13 protein-coding genes, 5 tRNA genes and 2 pseudogenes are annotated in these 15,502 nt (G+C 51.9%); 14 read left to right on the forward strand and 6 right to left on the reverse strand.

Annotation, left to right across the window (positions count from 1 at the left end; all coding sequences use genetic code 11):
- Positions 1 to 5: 5 nt before the first annotated feature.
- From LCS67_RS08945 to ldtA, 6 genes are all read left to right on the forward strand, one after another.
- Positions 6 to 821: an energy-coupling factor ABC transporter ATP-binding protein gene (locus LCS67_RS08945; protein WP_031567903.1), complete on the forward strand. Its 816-nt coding sequence runs from the start codon at positions 6 to 8 to the stop codon at positions 819 to 821.
- Positions 818 to 2,338 carry a cobyric acid synthase gene (locus LCS67_RS08950; protein WP_000189652.1) on the forward strand — a complete coding sequence of 507 codons (1,521 nt, stop codon included), beginning with the start codon at positions 818 to 820 and terminating at the stop codon, positions 2,336 to 2,338. The genes LCS67_RS08945 and LCS67_RS08950 overlap by 4 nt, the downstream gene beginning before the upstream one ends.
- Positions 2,335 to 2,880 (forward strand): bifunctional adenosylcobinamide kinase/adenosylcobinamide-phosphate guanylyltransferase, encoded by a 546-nt coding sequence (gene cobU, locus LCS67_RS08955; RefSeq protein ID WP_000973189.1) that lies wholly within the window; start codon positions 2,335 to 2,337, stop codon positions 2,878 to 2,880. The genes LCS67_RS08950 and cobU overlap by 4 nt, the downstream gene beginning before the upstream one ends.
- Complete coding sequence (gene cobS / locus LCS67_RS08960) at positions 2,877 to 3,620, forward strand: adenosylcobinamide-GDP ribazoletransferase (protein WP_023136914.1); 744 nt, start codon at positions 2,877 to 2,879, stop codon at positions 3,618 to 3,620. The genes cobU and cobS overlap by 4 nt, the downstream gene beginning before the upstream one ends.
- Before the next feature lie 26 nt (positions 3,621 to 3,646).
- Positions 3,647 to 4,717: a nicotinate-nucleotide--dimethylbenzimidazole phosphoribosyltransferase gene (cobT, locus tag LCS67_RS08965; RefSeq protein ID WP_001193969.1), complete on the forward strand. Its 1,071-nt coding sequence runs from the start codon at positions 3,647 to 3,649 to the stop codon at positions 4,715 to 4,717.
- A 77-nt stretch (positions 4,718 to 4,794) separates the two neighbouring features.
- On the forward strand, positions 4,795 to 5,724 hold the full coding sequence (gene ldtA / locus LCS67_RS08970; RefSeq protein WP_001255049.1) for a L,D-transpeptidase: 930 nt from the start codon (positions 4,795 to 4,797) through the stop codon (positions 5,722 to 5,724).
- Between the two features lie 225 nt (positions 5,725 to 5,949).
- Here ldtA and LCS67_RS08975 read toward each other — a convergent pair.
- Positions 5,950 to 6,025 (reverse strand) — tRNA-Asn (locus LCS67_RS08975).
- A gap of 159 nt (positions 6,026 to 6,184) precedes the next feature.
- Between LCS67_RS08975 and LCS67_RS08980 the strand changes: the two genes are divergently transcribed.
- The 4 genes and pseudogenes from LCS67_RS08980 (at position 6,185) to LCS67_RS08995 (ending at position 9,065) form a co-directional block, all read left to right on the forward strand.
- Entirely contained in the window at positions 6,185 to 7,642 is a 1,458-nt protein-coding gene (locus LCS67_RS08980) for an EmmdR/YeeO family multidrug/toxin efflux MATE transporter (protein ID WP_023137323.1), read from the forward strand.
- Between the two features lie 140 nt (positions 7,643 to 7,782).
- A tRNA-Asn gene (locus tag LCS67_RS08985) sits at positions 7,783 to 7,858 on the forward strand.
- Between the two features lie 421 nt (positions 7,859 to 8,279).
- A pseudogene (locus LCS67_RS08990) lies at positions 8,280 to 8,745 on the forward strand (STM2901 family protein).
- Positions 8,739 to 9,065, forward strand: coding sequence for a DUF1493 family protein (locus LCS67_RS08995; RefSeq protein WP_000228163.1), 327 nt, complete (start codon positions 8,739 to 8,741; stop codon positions 9,063 to 9,065). Before LCS67_RS08990 ends, LCS67_RS08995 begins: the two are co-directional and overlap by 7 nt.
- On the opposite strand, the gene LCS67_RS09000 is transcribed toward LCS67_RS08995, so the two are convergent.
- The gene (locus LCS67_RS09000) at positions 9,054 to 9,215 is read right to left on the reverse strand and encodes a hypothetical protein (RefSeq protein ID WP_001531298.1); all 162 of its coding nucleotides are present in this window, start codon (positions 9,213 to 9,215) and stop codon (positions 9,054 to 9,056) included. The genes LCS67_RS08995 and LCS67_RS09000 overlap by 12 nt on opposite strands.
- Positions 9,216 to 9,260: 45 nt before the next feature.
- Here LCS67_RS09000 and LCS67_RS09005 point away from each other — a divergent pair, with 45 nt between their 5' ends.
- A complete protein-coding gene (locus tag LCS67_RS09005; RefSeq protein ID WP_000428191.1) occupies positions 9,261 to 10,715 on the forward strand; it encodes an AMP nucleosidase in 1,455 nt (484 codons plus the stop codon).
- Positions 10,716 to 11,216: 501 nt separating this feature from the next.
- Here LCS67_RS09005 and LCS67_RS09010 read toward each other — a convergent pair.
- From LCS67_RS09010 to mtfA, 4 genes and pseudogenes are all read right to left on the reverse strand, one after another.
- A tRNA-Asn gene (locus tag LCS67_RS09010) sits at positions 11,217 to 11,292 on the reverse strand.
- A 168-nt stretch (positions 11,293 to 11,460) separates the two neighbouring features.
- Positions 11,461 to 11,725 (reverse strand): annotated as a pseudogene (locus LCS67_RS09015) (Arm DNA-binding domain-containing protein); the annotation flags it as partial.
- A gap of 167 nt (positions 11,726 to 11,892) precedes the next feature.
- A tRNA-Asn gene (locus tag LCS67_RS09020) sits at positions 11,893 to 11,968 on the reverse strand.
- Positions 11,969 to 12,068: 100 nt separating this feature from the next.
- Positions 12,069 to 12,866, reverse strand: coding sequence for a DgsA anti-repressor MtfA (mtfA, locus tag LCS67_RS09025; protein ID WP_000598926.1), 798 nt, complete (start codon positions 12,864 to 12,866; stop codon positions 12,069 to 12,071).
- A gap of 88 nt (positions 12,867 to 12,954) precedes the next feature.
- Here mtfA and LCS67_RS09030 point away from each other — a divergent pair.
- The 3 genes from LCS67_RS09030 to LCS67_RS09045 all read left to right on the forward strand — a co-directional run bounded on the left by LCS67_RS09030 (position 12,955) and on the right by LCS67_RS09045 (position 15,326).
- Positions 12,955 to 13,044, forward strand: a tRNA-Ser gene (locus LCS67_RS09030).
- Between the two features lie 591 nt (positions 13,045 to 13,635).
- Entirely contained in the window at positions 13,636 to 14,055 is a 420-nt protein-coding gene (locus tag LCS67_RS09040) for a translesion error-prone DNA polymerase V autoproteolytic subunit (protein WP_000394197.1), read from the forward strand.
- A 2-nt stretch (positions 14,056 to 14,057) separates the two neighbouring features.
- Complete coding sequence (locus LCS67_RS09045) at positions 14,058 to 15,326, forward strand: Y-family DNA polymerase (RefSeq protein ID WP_023212516.1); 1,269 nt, start codon at positions 14,058 to 14,060, stop codon at positions 15,324 to 15,326.
- Positions 15,327 to 15,502 lie beyond the last annotated feature (176 nt).

A 15,502-nucleotide genomic window follows, 5' to 3' on the forward strand; every position in this document is an offset into this window, starting at 1 on the left:
CTATTATGCTTGCCACTTCAGACCTGTGGTTTCGTTATCAGGATGAGCCGGTACTTAAAGGGTTAAATCTGGATTTTTCGCTTTCGCCTGTTACCGGTTTGGTGGGTGCGAACGGCTGTGGGAAGTCTACGCTTTTTATGAACCTGAGCGGCCTGTTGCGTCCGCAAAAAGGGGCCGTGTTGTGGCAGGGAAAACCGCTGGATTACAGCAAGCGCGGACTACTGGCGCTGCGCCAGCAAGTTGCGACGGTTTTTCAGGACCCTGAACAGCAGATTTTTTATACTGATATCGATAGCGATATTGCGTTTAGTTTACGTAATTTGGGGGTGCCGGAAGCGGAAATCACGCGCCGCGTCGACGAGGCGCTAACGCTGGTTGACGCCCAACATTTTCGCCATCAGCCCATTCAGTGTTTGAGTCATGGGCAAAAAAAACGTGTGGCTATCGCCGGAGCGCTGGTGCTACAGGCGCGCTATCTATTGCTGGATGAACCCACTGCTGGTCTCGATCCCGCAGGGCGCACTCAGATGCTTGCTATCATCAGGCGGATTGTGGCGCAGGGCAATCATGTCATTATCTCCAGCCATGATATCGATCTTATTTATGAAATTAGCGATGCCGTATACGTGTTATGTCAGGGCCAGGTCCTGACGCATGGCGCGCCTGGCGAGGTTTTCGCGTGTACGGAAGCGATGGAACAAGCGGGGCTAACCCAGCCCTGGCTGGTCAAACTTCATACTCAACTGGGACTGCCGCTGTGTAAAACAGAAACGGAGTTTTTTCATCGAATGCAAAAGTGCGCATTCAGGGAGGCGTCATGACACAGGCAGTTATGTTGCAGGGGACGGCATCCGACGTCGGCAAAAGTGTGCTGGCGGCGGGTTTATGCCGCATTTTTTATCAGGATGGTCTGCGTACCGCGCCGTTTAAATCGCAAAATATGGCGCTTAATTCTGGTATTACGCCGGATGGCAAAGAGATGGGGCGGGCGCAGATTTTTCAGGCGGAAGCCGCGGGGATCACGCCAGATGTGCGTATGAATCCGGTGCTGCTCAAACCGACCAGCGATCGCCAGGCGCAGGTCGTGCTGATGGGGAAAGTGGCGACCAATATGGATGCGGTTAGTTACCATGACTATAAACCGTGTTTGCGTGAGCAAATCCTTGCGGTCTATAACAGCCTGGCGCAGGAATATGACGTTATTGTGCTGGAAGGCGCCGGAAGCCCGGCGGAAATCAATCTGCGCGATCGTGATATCGTCAATATGGGAATGGCGGAAATGGCCCAGTGTCCGGTTATTCTGGTGGCGGATATCGACCGGGGCGGCGTATTCGCCGCTATTTATGGCACGCTGGCGCTGTTGCATAAACAGGAGCGTGACAGAGTAAAGGGCGTCATTATCAACAAATTCCGCGGCGACGTGGCACTACTCTATTCCGGTATCGAACAAATCGAATCGCTTACCGGCGTCCCGGTCCTGGGCGTGATGCCGTGGCTGGATGTGGATCTGGAAGATGAGGATGGCGTCGCGCTGCAAAACGATAAATATCGCGGTAACGCCCCCCGTGATATCACTATTGCCATTGTGCAACTGCCACATATTTCTAACTTTACGGATTTTAACGCTCTGGCGGCGCAGCCGGATGTGCGCATACGCTATATTCGCCGCCCGGAAGCATTGACTGACGTTGATCTGGTGATCCTGCCGGGCAGTAAGAATACGCTGAGCGACCTCGCCTGGCTGCGCGAAAGCGGGATGGCGGATGCGGTATTGCAGACACATCGGCAGGGCGTGCCGGTGATGGGAATTTGCGGCGGCTACCAGATGCTGGGCGACACCATTGTGGATGAGGTGGAGTCGGGGCTGGGTACGCAGCCGGGCCTGGGGCTGCTTAATACGATCACTCGCTTTGCACAGGATAAAACCACGACGCAGGTTAACGCGACAATGTCAGACGAGCTGCCCGGCTGGCTGGCTGCCGCAGCGGGGCTACCGGTACGCGGTTATGAAATTCACATGGGGGAAACGGTGCTGCAGGAAGGATGCTGTACGGCCATGACGTTACAGAAAAATGGATGCTCTGTGGCGGATGGTGCGGTCACCGCCGACGGACTGGCGTTTGGCACTTACCTTCACGGCCTGTTTGACAGCGATGCGTTTACCCGTGCGGTGGTCAATGGGTTACGGGCACGAAAAGGGCTTGCGCCGTGGGAAACGACTTTTTGTTATGCGGAGCATAAAGCGCGGCAATTTGATCTGCTGGCGGAAGCGATGCGGCAACATATTGATATTGATAAAATTTATACCATCATGCAACAACATCAGGAGCCGGTATGATGATTCTGGTGACGGGCGGGGCGCGTAGTGGTAAAAGCCGTCATGCTGAAACCTTAATTGGCGATGCGCCGCAGGTACTGTATATCGCCACCTCGCACATTCTTGATGACGAGATGGCGGCGAGAATTCAGCATCATAAAGATGGCAGGCCGGCACACTGGCGGACCGCAGAATGCTGGCGGCATCTTGATACGTTGATTACCGCGGATCTTGCCCCTGACGACGCGATTTTACTGGAATGTATTACCACCATGGTGACGAATCTGCTGTTTGCGCTGGGAGGAGAAAACGATCCCGAACAGTGGGATTACGCGGCGATGGAGCGCGCCATTGACGATGAAATTCAGATTTTAATTGCAGCCTGCCAGCGCTGCCCGGCGAAAGTGGTACTGGTGACAAATGAGGTGGGAATGGGGATCGTCCCGGAAAACCGTCTGGCGCGCCATTTTCGTGATATTGCCGGTCGGGTCAACCAACGACTGGCGGCAGCGGCGGATGAGGTCTGGCTGGTGGTCTCAGGTATTGGAGTCAAAATTAAATGAGTAAGCTGTTTTGGGCCATGCTCGCTTTTATTAGCCGCTTGCCCGTGCCGTCACGCTGGTCGCAGGGACTGGATTTCGAGCAGTATTCGCGTGGGATCGTGATGTTTCCCTTTATCGGGTTGATTCTGGGAGGGATAAGCGGCCTGATTTTCATCCTCCTGCAATCCTGGTGCGGCATTCCGCTAGCGGCGTTGTTCTGTATTCTGGCGCTGGCGCTGCTGACCGGTGGTTTTCACCTGGATGGGCTGGCCGATACCTGCGATGGCATTTTTTCCGCGCGCCGCCGTGAGCGAATGCTGGAGATTATGCGCGATAGTCGTCTGGGAACCCATGGCGGGCTGGCGCTTATTTTTGTGCTACTGGCAAAAATTCTGGTGGTCAGCGAACTGGCGTTACGTGGAACGCCAATGTTGGCGGCGCTGGCGGCGGCCTGTGCGGCTGGGCGTGGCAGCGCCGTTTTATTGATGTACCGTCATCGCTACGCCCGTGACGAGGGGCTCGGCAATGTATTTATCGGTAAAGTCAGCGGACGGCAAACCTGCATTACTCTGGGATTGGCGGTAATCGTCGCCACGGTATTACTGCCTGGTATGCAAGGACTGGCCGCAATGGTGGTCACACTCGCGGCGATTTTCATCCTTGGCCAGTTGCTTAAACGTACGCTTGGCGGTCAAACCGGCGATACGCTGGGCGCGGCGATCGAACTTGGCGAACTGATCTTTCTGCTGGCTCTGTTATGAGCCGATTATTACGGACGAGACATCTTATGCAGACACTACACGCTTTACTCCGTGACATTCCTGCGCCGGACGCCGAGGCGATGGCGCGTGCGCAGCAACATATTGACGGCCTGCTCAAACCGCCGGGCAGCCTGGGCAGACTGGAAGCCTTAGCCGTTCAGCTCGCGGGAATGCCGGGGCTTAACGGTACGCCGCAGGTAGGTGAAAAGGCGATGCTGGTGATGTGCGCCGACCATGGCGTCTGGGATGAAGGCGTAGCGGTTTCGCCCAAAATCGTGACGGCGATTCAGGCGGCGAATATGACGCGGGGAACAACCGGCGTATGCGTGCTTGCCGCTCAGGCCGGTGCGAAGGTGCATGTCATTGATGTTGGTATTGATGCTGAACCTATTCCTGGCGTAGTTAATATGCGCGTCGCGCGCGGCTGCGGAAATATTGCCGTTGGCCCGGCGATGAGTCGCTCGCAGGCTGAGGAGCTTTTGCTGGAGGTTTCCCGCTACACCTGCGACCTGGCGCAACGCGGCGTGACCTTATTTGGCGTAGGGGAGCTGGGAATGGCGAACACCACGCCAGCCGCCGCGATGGTCAGCGTTTTTACAGGAAGTGATGCAAAAGAGGTGGTGGGGATTGGCGCGAATCTTCCGCCTTCCCGCATCGATAATAAAGTGGACGTCGTGCGGCGGGCGATTGCGATTAATCAGCCCAATCCGCGCGACGGCATTGATGTGTTGTCGAAGGTGGGTGGTTTTGATCTGGTCGGGATGACCGGCGTGATGCTTGGTGCGGCAAGGTGTGGCTTACCCGTATTGCTGGATGGCTTTCTTTCCTACTCGGCAGCGCTGGCGGCCTGTCAGATTGCGCCTGCCGTGAGACCTTATCTGATCCCGTCGCACTTTTCGGCGGAAAAGGGTGCCCGCATCGCGCTCGCGCATTTGTCTATGGAACCCTATTTGCATATGGCGATGCGGTTAGGTGAAGGAAGCGGCGCGGCGCTGGCGATGCCGATCGTGGAAGCCGCGTGCGCCATGTTCCACAATATGGGGGAGTTAGCGGCCAGTAATATTGTCCTGCCGGAGGGGAACGCAAACGCAACATAACCCGGGCGCACAACACCAGCCATGTGAGAAAAAAGCTATACTTAACGCACACCTGCCGCGACAAAGGAAGGGATATAATGCGTCGTACCACACCTTTTTTTCCGTTTTTCGTCTTGTTGGTAAGCCATTTCTCGCTGGCTATAAGCTATCCGTTGCCGCCCGAAGGCAGTCGTCTGGTAGGACAGCCTGTCACAATCGCTGTACCGCAGAACAATACTCAGCCCTTAGAGTCATTTGCCGCCCGCTACGGTCAGGGACTGAGTAATATGCTTGAAGCGAATCCCGGCGTGGATGTGTTTTTACCTCAGTCTGGTTCCACACTGGTGGTGCCGCAGCAGTTGATTCTGCCTGACACCGTTCGTGAAGGTATTGTGGTAAACGTCGCCGAGATGCGCCTTTATTATTATCCCGCAGGCACGAATACGGTTGAGGTGCTACCTATTGGTATTGGTCAGGCTGGCCGTGAAACGCCGCGCAACTGGGTAACTGCGGTTGAACGCAAACAAGATGGCCCGGTTTGGGTGCCAACGGCTAATACGCGTCGGGAATATGCTAAAGAGGGAAAAACGCTGCCCGCGATGGTGCCTGCGGGGCCGGATAACCCTATGGGGCTATACGCAATATATATCGGCAGGTTATATGCCATCCATGGCACTAATGCTAACTTTGGCATTGGCCTTCGCGTCAGTCAGGGCTGTATCCGTTTACGCAATGACGATATTAAATATTTATTTGACAATGTTCCTGTAGGAACCCGCGTTCAGATTATCGACAGGCCCGTTAAATTTTCGGTAGAGCCGGATGGCAGCCGTTGGCTAGAGGTACACGAACCGCTTTCTCGCAACCGTGCTGAATTTGAGTCAGACAAAAAAGTTCCATTGCCCGTTACGCCAGTGCTGCGCACGTTTATCAAAGGGGATGACGTTGATACTTCGCGGGTTAATGAGGTGCTGGAGCGCCGTTCCGGAATGCCGGTCAACATTAGCGCAGGCAGGTCTGGCCTTTAAATATCCTGCCACATTGCTGGTTTTCATGGGCTGGAGTATCTGTATTAGTAGTGAGTGTCATGGCAGGGGCTTCATTTTCTCAACGAACCGTGAGGCCCCCGATTAAGTCCCCAAAAACTATGGGTGTCAAAAAACCCGGCAAACCTTATCAGGTCAACCGGGTAAAGATAAGTTCTTGTTTTTTAAACGTCTCCGGACTCACCAGGATGTCCCGAAACTAAAATTTGGCTCCTCTGACTGGACTCGAACCAGTGACATACGGATTAACAGTCCGCCGTTCTACCGACTGAACTACAGAGGAATCGTGTGGGGTCGTATATTAGCGGCGGAAAAATTTTTGTCAAACCCCATTTAACCCCTTACAGATTCGATTGCGGGTTATCTCATCACTTTGTTGCATTTGCAGACATTTTTTCTGCAAAAAGCTTTGCAGCCTTACGATTTCTCGCTCATTATTGAAATGTGGTTTCAACTCTCTTCTTTAAGGTCCATTTTGAACGTCTCCACTGCCTTACGCCAGGTTGTCGTCCGTACGCCCTGGTATGCCAAACGCAAGAGTTACAAGGTGTTGTTCTGGCGTGAAATCACCCCACTTGCTATCCCCATTTTTCTGGAAAATACCTGTGTTTTGCTAATGGGCGTGCTCAGTACTTTTCTCGTCAGTTGGCTGGGCAAGGAAGCAATGGCAGGCGTGGGGCTTGCCGACAGTTTTAATATGGTAATTATGGCTTTTTTTGCGGCTATCGATCTTGGTACTACGGTGGTGGTCGCCTTTAGCCTGGGCAAGCGCGATAGGCGACGGGCAAGGGCGGCGGCGCGCCAGTCGCTGGTGATTATGACGCTATTTGCCGTTGTGCTGGCAGTGGTCATTCATTATTTCGGCAGCGAAATTATTTATATTGTCGCAGGCGAGGCGACGCCAGAAGTAAAGGGGCTGGCGTTAACGTACCTTGAACTGACGGTGCTGAGTTATCCGGCTGCGGCAATTGCGCTAATCGGTAGCGGCGCGCTGCGTGGGGCAGGGAATACGAAAATCCCGTTGATGATTAACGGCGGGATGAACATTCTCAATATTATCATCAGCAGCATCCTGATTTACGGGGCTTTCTCCTGGCAAGGGCTGGGTTTTGCCGGCGCGGGGCTGGGATTAACCATTTCGCGCTACATCGGCGCGGTAGCGATTATTTGGGTGCTGATGATTGGTTTTAATCCGGCGCTGCGCATTCCGCTGAAAAGCTATCTGAAGCCGCTGAATTTCGGCATTATCTGGGAAGTGATGGGTATCGGTATTCCGGCGAGCATTGAGTCAGTGCTGTTCAACGGTGGCAAGCTACTGACACAAATGTTTGTCGCCGGAATGGGCACTAACGTTATTGCGGGTAACTTTATTGCTTTTTCCGTGGCGGCGCTTATCAACCTGCCGGGTAACGCCCTTGGTTCGGCGTCGACTATTATCACCGGTAAGCGTCTTGGTACCGGACAAATTGGTCAGGCAGAGCGTCAACTGCGCCATGTATTCTGGATGTCGACTATCGTACTTACGGCAATCGCCTGGGGGACAGCGCCGTTCGCGGGTCTGTTTGCCTCATTTTATACCCAGGAGCAGGACGTAAAAGAGGTAGTGAAAGTTCTGCTCTGGCTTAATGCTGCCTTTATGCCAATTTGGGCGGCCGCGTGGGTGTTGCCGTCGGGTTTTAAAGGCGCGCGCGATGTGCGATTTGCGATGTGGGTATCGATGCTGGGGATGTGGGGCTGTCGCGTTGTGGCAGGGTATACGCTTGGTATTGTGCTGGGTATGGGGGTTGTAGGGGTTTGGCTGGGGATGTTTCTTGACTGGGCCGTGCGCGGCGCACTGTTTTACTGGCGTCTGGTAAGCGGGCGCTGGCTGTGGAGATACCCGCGCGTAAAGAGGGAGTAAGCGCTTTTTGCTGTGAAAATCATCAGGAAACGGTGAATTTTAACCGAAGTGTGGAATAAAACAGCAAACGAACTTTTTTTGTGAAAACAGGCTTTGACAAGCCAGGGGCACCTCGTTAATATTCGCCCCGTTCACACGATTCCTCTGTAGTTCAGTCGGTAGAACGGCGGACTGTTAATCCGTATGTCACTGGTTCGAGTCCAGTCAGAGGAGCCAGATTTTAGTTTCGGGACATCCTGGTGAGTCCGGAGACGTTTAAAAAACAAGAAATTATCTTTACCCGGTTGACCTGAGAAGGTTTGCCGGGTTTTTTGACATCCATAGTTTCTTGAGGGCTTAATCGGAGGCTTCACGGTTCGTTGGAAAAATGGAGCCCCCGCCGATGGCATTAACCGATACCGCTATCCGCAAGATCAAACCCGTATCAGTATGCTGACATATAGATGTGTTCGGTTCAAACGGAGCGATCACACAAGCTTGCCAGGTGATGCCCCTGGTGGGAATCGCGACTGTCTCTTTCATCTGATTTCAGATATTTTCCGTGATCTTGATCCGTTCTTTCCCAAAAGATTGATTTCTTTCATTCGAAACAAGGCTGTACAATAAGTAAACCAAAATAGCAGCTATAGAGTTTCTAATGGATACAGTAGAAGAACTAAATGGAACATACTTCTATGCAGGAAAATCCAATCTGAATGCTGCCGAACTTCTGTTTATGATTTTTTGTGAGAATACCGCAAGCCAGTTTGGGATTGGTGTTGCAGATTTCGGGGCCGTTGTTGCTCTGGTATCAGGTCGCAATAATCTCTGGACAAGGGCGAAACCCGCTGGAGCGACTAAAGGCACATCATACGCGTCCAGGACTGCACGTGCAGTGTTTAAAAAGTCAAAATTTCCCTTTGGAATATCCCTTCCGACATGGTTAGGGCGGTTACACCCCGTGGACAGCCAGACGTGTTATGGTTCGTAACATTGTGCCGTTTGTTGGACGTTCCATTCCTTTGATCGGGGAAATTATCCTTGCCGCAGATGTGTCACAAATAACATATCGCACTATACGCGACTACAATACCATTGCTCGGGGCAATGATAAGTTATGGTAGACAATATTGAACAGCAAGTTTACGAGCTTGTACGGCCTTATGTTGGCACATATCTGTTCAACATTAAGCAAGTGGAATTAACACCAGAGATTGACCTTGATACTGATCTGAGCATTGATGAACTTGAAGCCGAAGATCTCATGAATAAATTCTTCGAGAAACTCAATGTCGAGCGAGGTAACTTCAGAATAGAAACCTATTTTCCTAATTACCCTTTTTCATGGCATCCGTTCAAGAAAACGGAGCCTGTACCCGTCCCAGATTTCACTATCAGCATGCTGATCGAGTCAGCAAAAGCCGGGAAATGGTTATATGACTAATTGTAATGAACTTAACAAATGGCTGTACCAGTACCCTTCTTTTTGAGCGATGATGGTGGCGCTAAGATAGTTCTCTTTTCTTTTTAAAGGGTTCATGTTTACTGCCGCCGCCCTTACGCTAACCCTTTTAGTTTCTTCCTTTGCTGTCATACTATCGAATGACGTGCCTCACCTGTGAACGCTAAGGAGAATAATATGGAAAATAAAGGCACAAACCTGACGCCCGAGCAGGCGCTGGATCGCCTGGAGGAGCTGTACGAGCAGTCGGTTAACGCGCTCCGTGAAGCCATCGCTGACTATGTTGATAACGGCACGCTGCCCGATCCCCATGCCAGGCTTAACGGACTGTTTGTTTATCCTTCGCTGTCTGTAAGCTGGGATGGCGCGACACCGAACCCGCCTAAAACACGCGCTTTTGGACGCTTTACTCATCCCGGCTGTTATACCACTACCGTTACGCGGCCTGCGCTATTTCGCGCTTATCTTCTGGAACAGCTTAACCTCGTTTATCATGATTATGGCGCGCATATTGCGGTGGAGGCCTCGCACCATGAGATCCCGTATCCTTACGTGATTGACGGCTCAGCTCTGACGCTGGATCGTTCTATGAGCGCCGGGCTAACGCGCCATTTTCCTACCACAGAACTGGCGCAGATTGGCGATGAGACGGCAGACGGTCTGTTCCACCCCGGCGAATTCTATCCGTTATCGCACTTCGACGCGCGTCGTGTTGACTTCTCGTTGGCCCGGTTACGGCACTATACCGGTACGCCGGTTGAACATTTTCAGCCCTTCGTTTTGTTTACCAACTACACCCGCTATGTCGATGAGTTTGTGCGCTGGGGATGCAGCCAAATTCTTGATCCTGACAGCCCCTATATCGCGCTTTCCTGTGCCGGCGGAATTTGGATCACGGCAGAAACGGAAGCGCCGGAAGAGGCTATTTCCGATCTGGCCTGGAAGAAGCATCAGATGCCCGCCTGGCACCTGGTAACGGCAGATGGGCAGGGGATTACGCTGGTAAATATTGGTGTCGGCCCTTCAAATGCTAAAACGATTTGCGACCATTTGGCCGTGTTGCGGCCTGACGTCTGGCTTATGATTGGGCACTGTGGAGGGTTACGAGAAAGTCAGGCGATTGGCGATTATGTGCTGGCCCATGCCTACTTACGCGATGATCATGTGCTGGATGCTGTTCTGCCGCCTGATATTCCTATTCCAAGCATTGCGGAAGTACAGCGTGCGCTGTACGACGCTACCAAAGCGGTTAGCGGAATGCCCGGCGAAGAGGTGAAACAGCGACTGCGCACGGGAACAGTCGTCACCACGGATGATCGTAACTGGGAGCTTCGTTATTCCGCATCGGCGCTGCGATTCAACCTTAGCCGCGCGGTTGCGATTGATATGGAGAGCGCGACGATTGCAGCCCAGGGCTATCGCTTTCGTGTGCCTTACGGCACGTTGCTTTGTGTTTCTGACAAACCTTTACACGGTGAAATTAAACTGCCCGGGCAGGCAAACCGGTTTTATGAGGGGGCTATTTCAGAACATTTGCAAATTGGTATTCGTGCTATTGATTTGCTACGCGCAGAAGGTGATCGTTTGCACTCACGTAAATTACGCACGTTTAATGAGCCACCGTTTCGCTAACGAAATGAGCTGTCGCCTGCTGTTGGACAGGAGCGGAAGAGGCGTATTTATATGATATGGAAAGTGGCTGAATGAAGCCTTAGCGGGAGGCGATTCCGCATCCCGCTAAGGCCTTATTGTGCCGCGAGCTTCATCACCATCGCCGGAGACCTGTCGCCGATAATCACGTCTACGCCAGGAAACGCGCCGGAAGGCGAAAACATTGCGCCACACTTCACGCTCCTTGAGCGCCTGACCCACAAGCCCGGATTGACAAGCAGATACAATCGTGTGAATCGATCAGTTTAAAGGGGTTATCAAAAGGCTTGATACTGCGGATTTTCGTGTCGGACAGGAATATAGGGTGGTCACGCCATTATCGAACTGAAATGGCCCCAAATCAGACCACTAATTTCGCCGGATACGCAGGAAAAACCAGACACACATCGGGAAAGATTTTCACGCTAACTTATTGGAACCTAACTGAATAGTGACTTATAAGTACGCCTGAAAACAGGAATTTGGCTCCTCTGACTGGACTCGAACCAGTGACATACGGATTAACAGTCCGCCGTTCTACCGACTGAACTACAGAGGAATCGTGTGAACGGGGCGCATAGTAACGATGTGTGATCGGCTTGTCAAAGGGGGAAATAAGATTACGCGTTTGTTTGCTGACAAAAACAACAAAGCGTTGAAGTTTTGATCTAATCCCTGCTTTGCCCCGGCATGGCGCAACTTTGTCTGTAATTACACAAGTCAAATTTTCCTGAAGGATTTTTTCATCAGCCTGTTTTTTTGCGTTCGGGTCAATCCCCTGAGCCAGCTACCTTTTAGCCTCGTCACGGCATTATCTGGCATCGGCAAGCGATACAGCAGGGTAAACCCCAATGGAAAACACCTCCTGATTGCCATAATAGCGGTAGCCCAACTGCCAGTATTTCGAACCGATAGAGGCCAAACCCGTCAGTGAGCTTGACAGCCTTTTCCGATGGTCTGGCATTTTTTACTTTAGTATCAGTAAGTGACATGACGGTTCCCTCCGCGTGCTGGTAAAACGTAAATCGAACCAGCTTTACCAGCAAAAGGGTATGGCTTCGAATGATTTTTAGTGAACGAGGGTGAACCTGAAGAAGGGGATAATCAGTTGATATAAATGCAGAAAGCAGACGTCAGTGAACGTCTGCTTCCCTAAATTTGGCTCCTCTGACTGGACTCGAACCAGTGACATACGGATTAACAGTCCGCCGTTCTACCGACTGAACTACAGAGGAATTGTTTCAACGAGGCGCATAATACTGGGCCCGCTATAACGTGTCAACAGTAAAATTAACGCGCCAATTCAATTGGTTAATTAACCCACAAAGTGAGGAATTAATGTTCGGATTCCTCGCCGTAGTCGCCTTCGGCGGCGTTTACCCGTAAGCGCTGAGAAGGATCCTGGCGATAGAACTGGCAAAAACGCTGCCATAGCGCCGGGAAACGTGGAGCAAACAGTTCTGGCGCGCTGAAAAAATACTCTGACAACACGGCAAAACATTCTGCAGGGTCGGTGGCGGCATAGGCATCTATACTGGCAGCGCTTTCGCCAACAAGATCGATTTCATCCTGAATATTATTCATTGCCGCGTGGAGATCGTGTTCCCAGCCAGCCACATCGCGCAACGGGATGAAAGGGATGCCGCTGGCGCGATCGCCATTACGCATATCCAGTTTGTGCGCGACTTCATGGATAATGAGGTTGAAACCCGAAGCATCGAACGAGTCCTGGATATCCAGCCAGTTCAGAATGATGGGCCCTTGTTGCCAGCTTTGTCCCGACTGTACGACACGCTGGCTATGCACCAGACCTATATCATCTTCCCATTCATCATCTACCACAAAGGGCGCGGGATAAATGAGCACTTCATGAAAACCATCAAGCCACTCAATACCGAGCTCCAGGATCGGTAAGCAAAAAATTAACGCAATACGTGCACTTTTTAACGAGTCGAGCTCAAATCCCTGTAGCGCTACCAGTCTTTTCTGCTGCAAAAAACGTTCGGCTAGCGCAATAAGCCGAGCCTGTTCTTGCGCGGTGAGGTTTACCAGAAGAGGTATAGCCAGCGCATCATTCCACGGCCAGTCTTCGTTCTGGGTTATTTCTTGTGCTTTCCAGGGCCACTTAATCATCGTTTTGCTCGTAAACTCGTCACTTGAACAAAATTACCCGAATAGGGTCTGTTAAAATGCCAAATTACCTGGCATCATTGCAACATACGGAGAGATGCCGGAGCGGCTGAACGGACCGGTCTCGAAAACCGGAGTAGGGGCAACTCTACCGGGGGTTCAAATCCCCCTCTCTCCGCCACAATTCAAACACTTAGCTCATCTTCTTTCAGCGATCAGTCTCACACTTAGAATACACTTAGAATATTCTGTTAGAATATTACGTGAAAAACGTATCGCCATCTTATGCTTTTTCTGCCAGAAGAGGGGGCCAGGGATAGTGTTATTTTTACTTTTCGATCATAAGTCAACTCCTGGTTTTCTGCCCCCGCTCTTTCGCCGTACCCCATCTGGATTAATATTGATGTCACTAGCGGCGATTTAACGCCGCCGTCCTCGGTAATCGTCGCACCCGGCCTGTTGCCCGAAATGTTCTCCTGTAGACATGGGCGCAGGGCGAAAGATTAATTGCTGTCAGGGAAACGCGCTGGCGCGTGGCGATAACTTACGCTGCGGGGCTGTCGACGCTGTACAGAAAATGTGGCCTCCAGACTGGCTTAAATATGCACACATGACAATACAACCGGAAAATTTACAAAACCCATAATTTGAACTGAGAGAGAAACTTACAAACGAAGCGACGAAGATTTAAACAGCCGTAGCGACTCCGGTATCTTGCGCGCATGTTTAAATAATACTACTGTATATAAAAACAGTATTCGAGGTATGGATTATGGAATTTTTCAGACCTACAGAGTTGCGCGAAATTATTCCTCTCCCATTTTTCAGTTACTTAGTGCCGTGTGGATTCCCCAGCCCCGCAGCGGACTACATTGAGCAGCGTATCGATCTTAATGAGTTGCTCGTTTCTCATCCCAGCTCAACATATTTTGTCAAAGCCACGGGTGATTCAATGATTGAAGCAGGCATCAGCGACGGCGACCTGCTGGTGGTGGATAGCTCACGGAACGCTGACCACGGTGACATTGTAATTGCGGCAATTGAAGGAGAGTTCACCGTAAAACGGTTGCAGTTGCGCCCGACAGTGCAGCTAATCCCCATGAACGGCGCCTATCGACCTATACCTGTCGGCAGTGAAGACACGCTCGACATATTCGGGGTGGTGACCTTTATCATTAAAGCGGTCAGTTGATTATGTTCGCGCTCTGCGATGTTAATAGCTTTTACGCCTCCTGCGAAACGGTCTTTCGTCCTGATTTATGTGGCCGACCGGTGGTGGTGTTATCAAACAATGATGGCTGCGTTATCGCGTGTAGCGCCGAGGCGAAACAGCTTGGTATCGCACCAGGTGAGCCATTCTTCAAACAGAAAGAACGCTTCCGGCGATCCGGTGTTGTTTGCTTCAGCAGTAATTACGAGCTTTACGCTGATATGTCGAACCGGGTAATGACCACACTCGAGGAGATGGCGCCGCGGGTAGAAATTTACAGCATTGATGAGGCTTTTTGTGATCTGACGGGAGTACGAAACTGCCGGGATCTGACAGATTTCGGGCGCGAGATAAGAGCGACGGTCCTGAAGCGCACGCACCTGACTGTCGGTGTAGGCATTGCCCAGACGAAAACCCTTGCCAAGCTGGCTAACCATGCTGCGAAAAAGTGGCAGCGCCAGACCGGCGGGGTGGTTGACCTGTCGAACATCGATCGCCAGCGTCGGCTGCTGGCCCTGATACCCGTAGAGGATGTCTGGGGTGTCGGCAGACGCATCAGTAAGAAGCTCAATGCCCTGGGCATCAAGACTGCTCTCGATCTCTCTGAACAAAGTACCTGGATCATCAGGAAACACTTCAATGTCGTGCTGGAGCGTACCGTGAGAGAGCTTCGCGGAGAGCCATGTCTGGAGCTTGAAGAGTTTGCGCCGGCAAAGCAGGAAATCGTTTGTAGCCGCTCTTTCGGCGAGCGGGTCACAGACTATGAGGAAATGCGCCAGGCTATTTACAGCTACGCTGCGCGCGCGGCAGAAAAACTCCGCGGCGAGCACCAGTACTGCCGTTTCATCTCAACATTCGTCAAAACATCCCCCTTTGCCCTGAACGAGCCCTACTACGGTAACAGCGCCGCGGTGACGCTTCTCACCCCCACGCAGGATTCACGCGACATTATCAATGCGGCTGTGAAATGCCTGGATAAAATCTGGCGCGACGGCCATTGCTACCAGAAAGCGGGGGTGATGCTGGGTGACTTCTTCAGTCAGGGCGTAGCGCAACTCAACCTTTTCGACGATAACGCGCCGCGCGCCGGTAGTGAGAAGCTGATGGAAGTACTGGACCATCTTAACGCAAAAGACGGGAAGGGGACACTGTACTTCGCCGGGCAGGGGATGTCGCAACAGTGGGCTATGAAGCGAGAAATGCTTTCGCCTCGGTACACCACAAGATACTCTGATCTACTGCGTGTTAAGTAACTTGTGCGATCAATGCATGAGATAGTTGCCAAATCATCCCCGTTCTCTAACCGGTTTTGGTCACACGAGATCACAGGAACCTCTCACGATGATGCGCATGTATTCTGGTTTACGACATCAGAAAATGTGGCGCGTTTATTGCCAGGTAGGCGTTGGGAGACGTAACTTATTTACGC

The sequence above is a fragment of the Salmonella sp. A7 genome (genome assembly GCF_020181675.1).
Classification (GTDB): Bacteria; Pseudomonadota; Gammaproteobacteria; order Enterobacterales; family Enterobacteriaceae; genus Salmonella; species Salmonella enterica.

What these genes read in the sequence shown, in the direction of transcription:
- LCS67_RS08945 (WP_031567903.1), top strand. Translation starts at nt 6, where the DNA reads ATGCTTGCCACTTCAGACCTGTGGTTTCGTTATCAGGATGAGCCGGTA.
- LCS67_RS08950 (WP_000189652.1), top strand. Translation starts at nt 818, where the DNA reads ATGACACAGGCAGTTATGTTGCAGGGGACGGCATCCGACGTCGGCAAA.
- cobU (WP_000973189.1), top strand. Translation starts at nt 2,335, where the DNA reads ATGATGATTCTGGTGACGGGCGGGGCGCGTAGTGGTAAAAGCCGTCAT.
- cobS (WP_023136914.1), top strand. Translation starts at nt 2,877, where the DNA reads ATGAGTAAGCTGTTTTGGGCCATGCTCGCTTTTATTAGCCGCTTGCCC.
- cobT (WP_001193969.1), top strand. Translation starts at nt 3,647, where the DNA reads ATGCAGACACTACACGCTTTACTCCGTGACATTCCTGCGCCGGACGCC.
- ldtA (WP_001255049.1), top strand. Translation starts at nt 4,795, where the DNA reads ATGCGTCGTACCACACCTTTTTTTCCGTTTTTCGTCTTGTTGGTAAGC.
- LCS67_RS08980 (WP_023137323.1), top strand. Translation starts at nt 6,185, where the DNA reads ATGTGGTTTCAACTCTCTTCTTTAAGGTCCATTTTGAACGTCTCCACT.
- LCS67_RS08995 (WP_000228163.1), top strand. Translation starts at nt 8,739, where the DNA reads ATGGTAGACAATATTGAACAGCAAGTTTACGAGCTTGTACGGCCTTAT.
- LCS67_RS09000 (WP_001531298.1), bottom strand. Translation starts at nt 9,215, where the DNA reads ATGACAGCAAAGGAAGAAACTAAAAGGGTTAGCGTAAGGGCGGCGGCA.
- LCS67_RS09005 (WP_000428191.1), top strand. Translation starts at nt 9,261, where the DNA reads ATGGAAAATAAAGGCACAAACCTGACGCCCGAGCAGGCGCTGGATCGC.
- mtfA (WP_000598926.1), bottom strand. Translation starts at nt 12,866, where the DNA reads ATGATTAAGTGGCCCTGGAAAGCACAAGAAATAACCCAGAACGAAGAC.
- LCS67_RS09040 (WP_000394197.1), top strand. Translation starts at nt 13,636, where the DNA reads ATGGAATTTTTCAGACCTACAGAGTTGCGCGAAATTATTCCTCTCCCA.
- LCS67_RS09045 (WP_023212516.1), top strand. Translation starts at nt 14,058, where the DNA reads ATGTTCGCGCTCTGCGATGTTAATAGCTTTTACGCCTCCTGCGAAACG.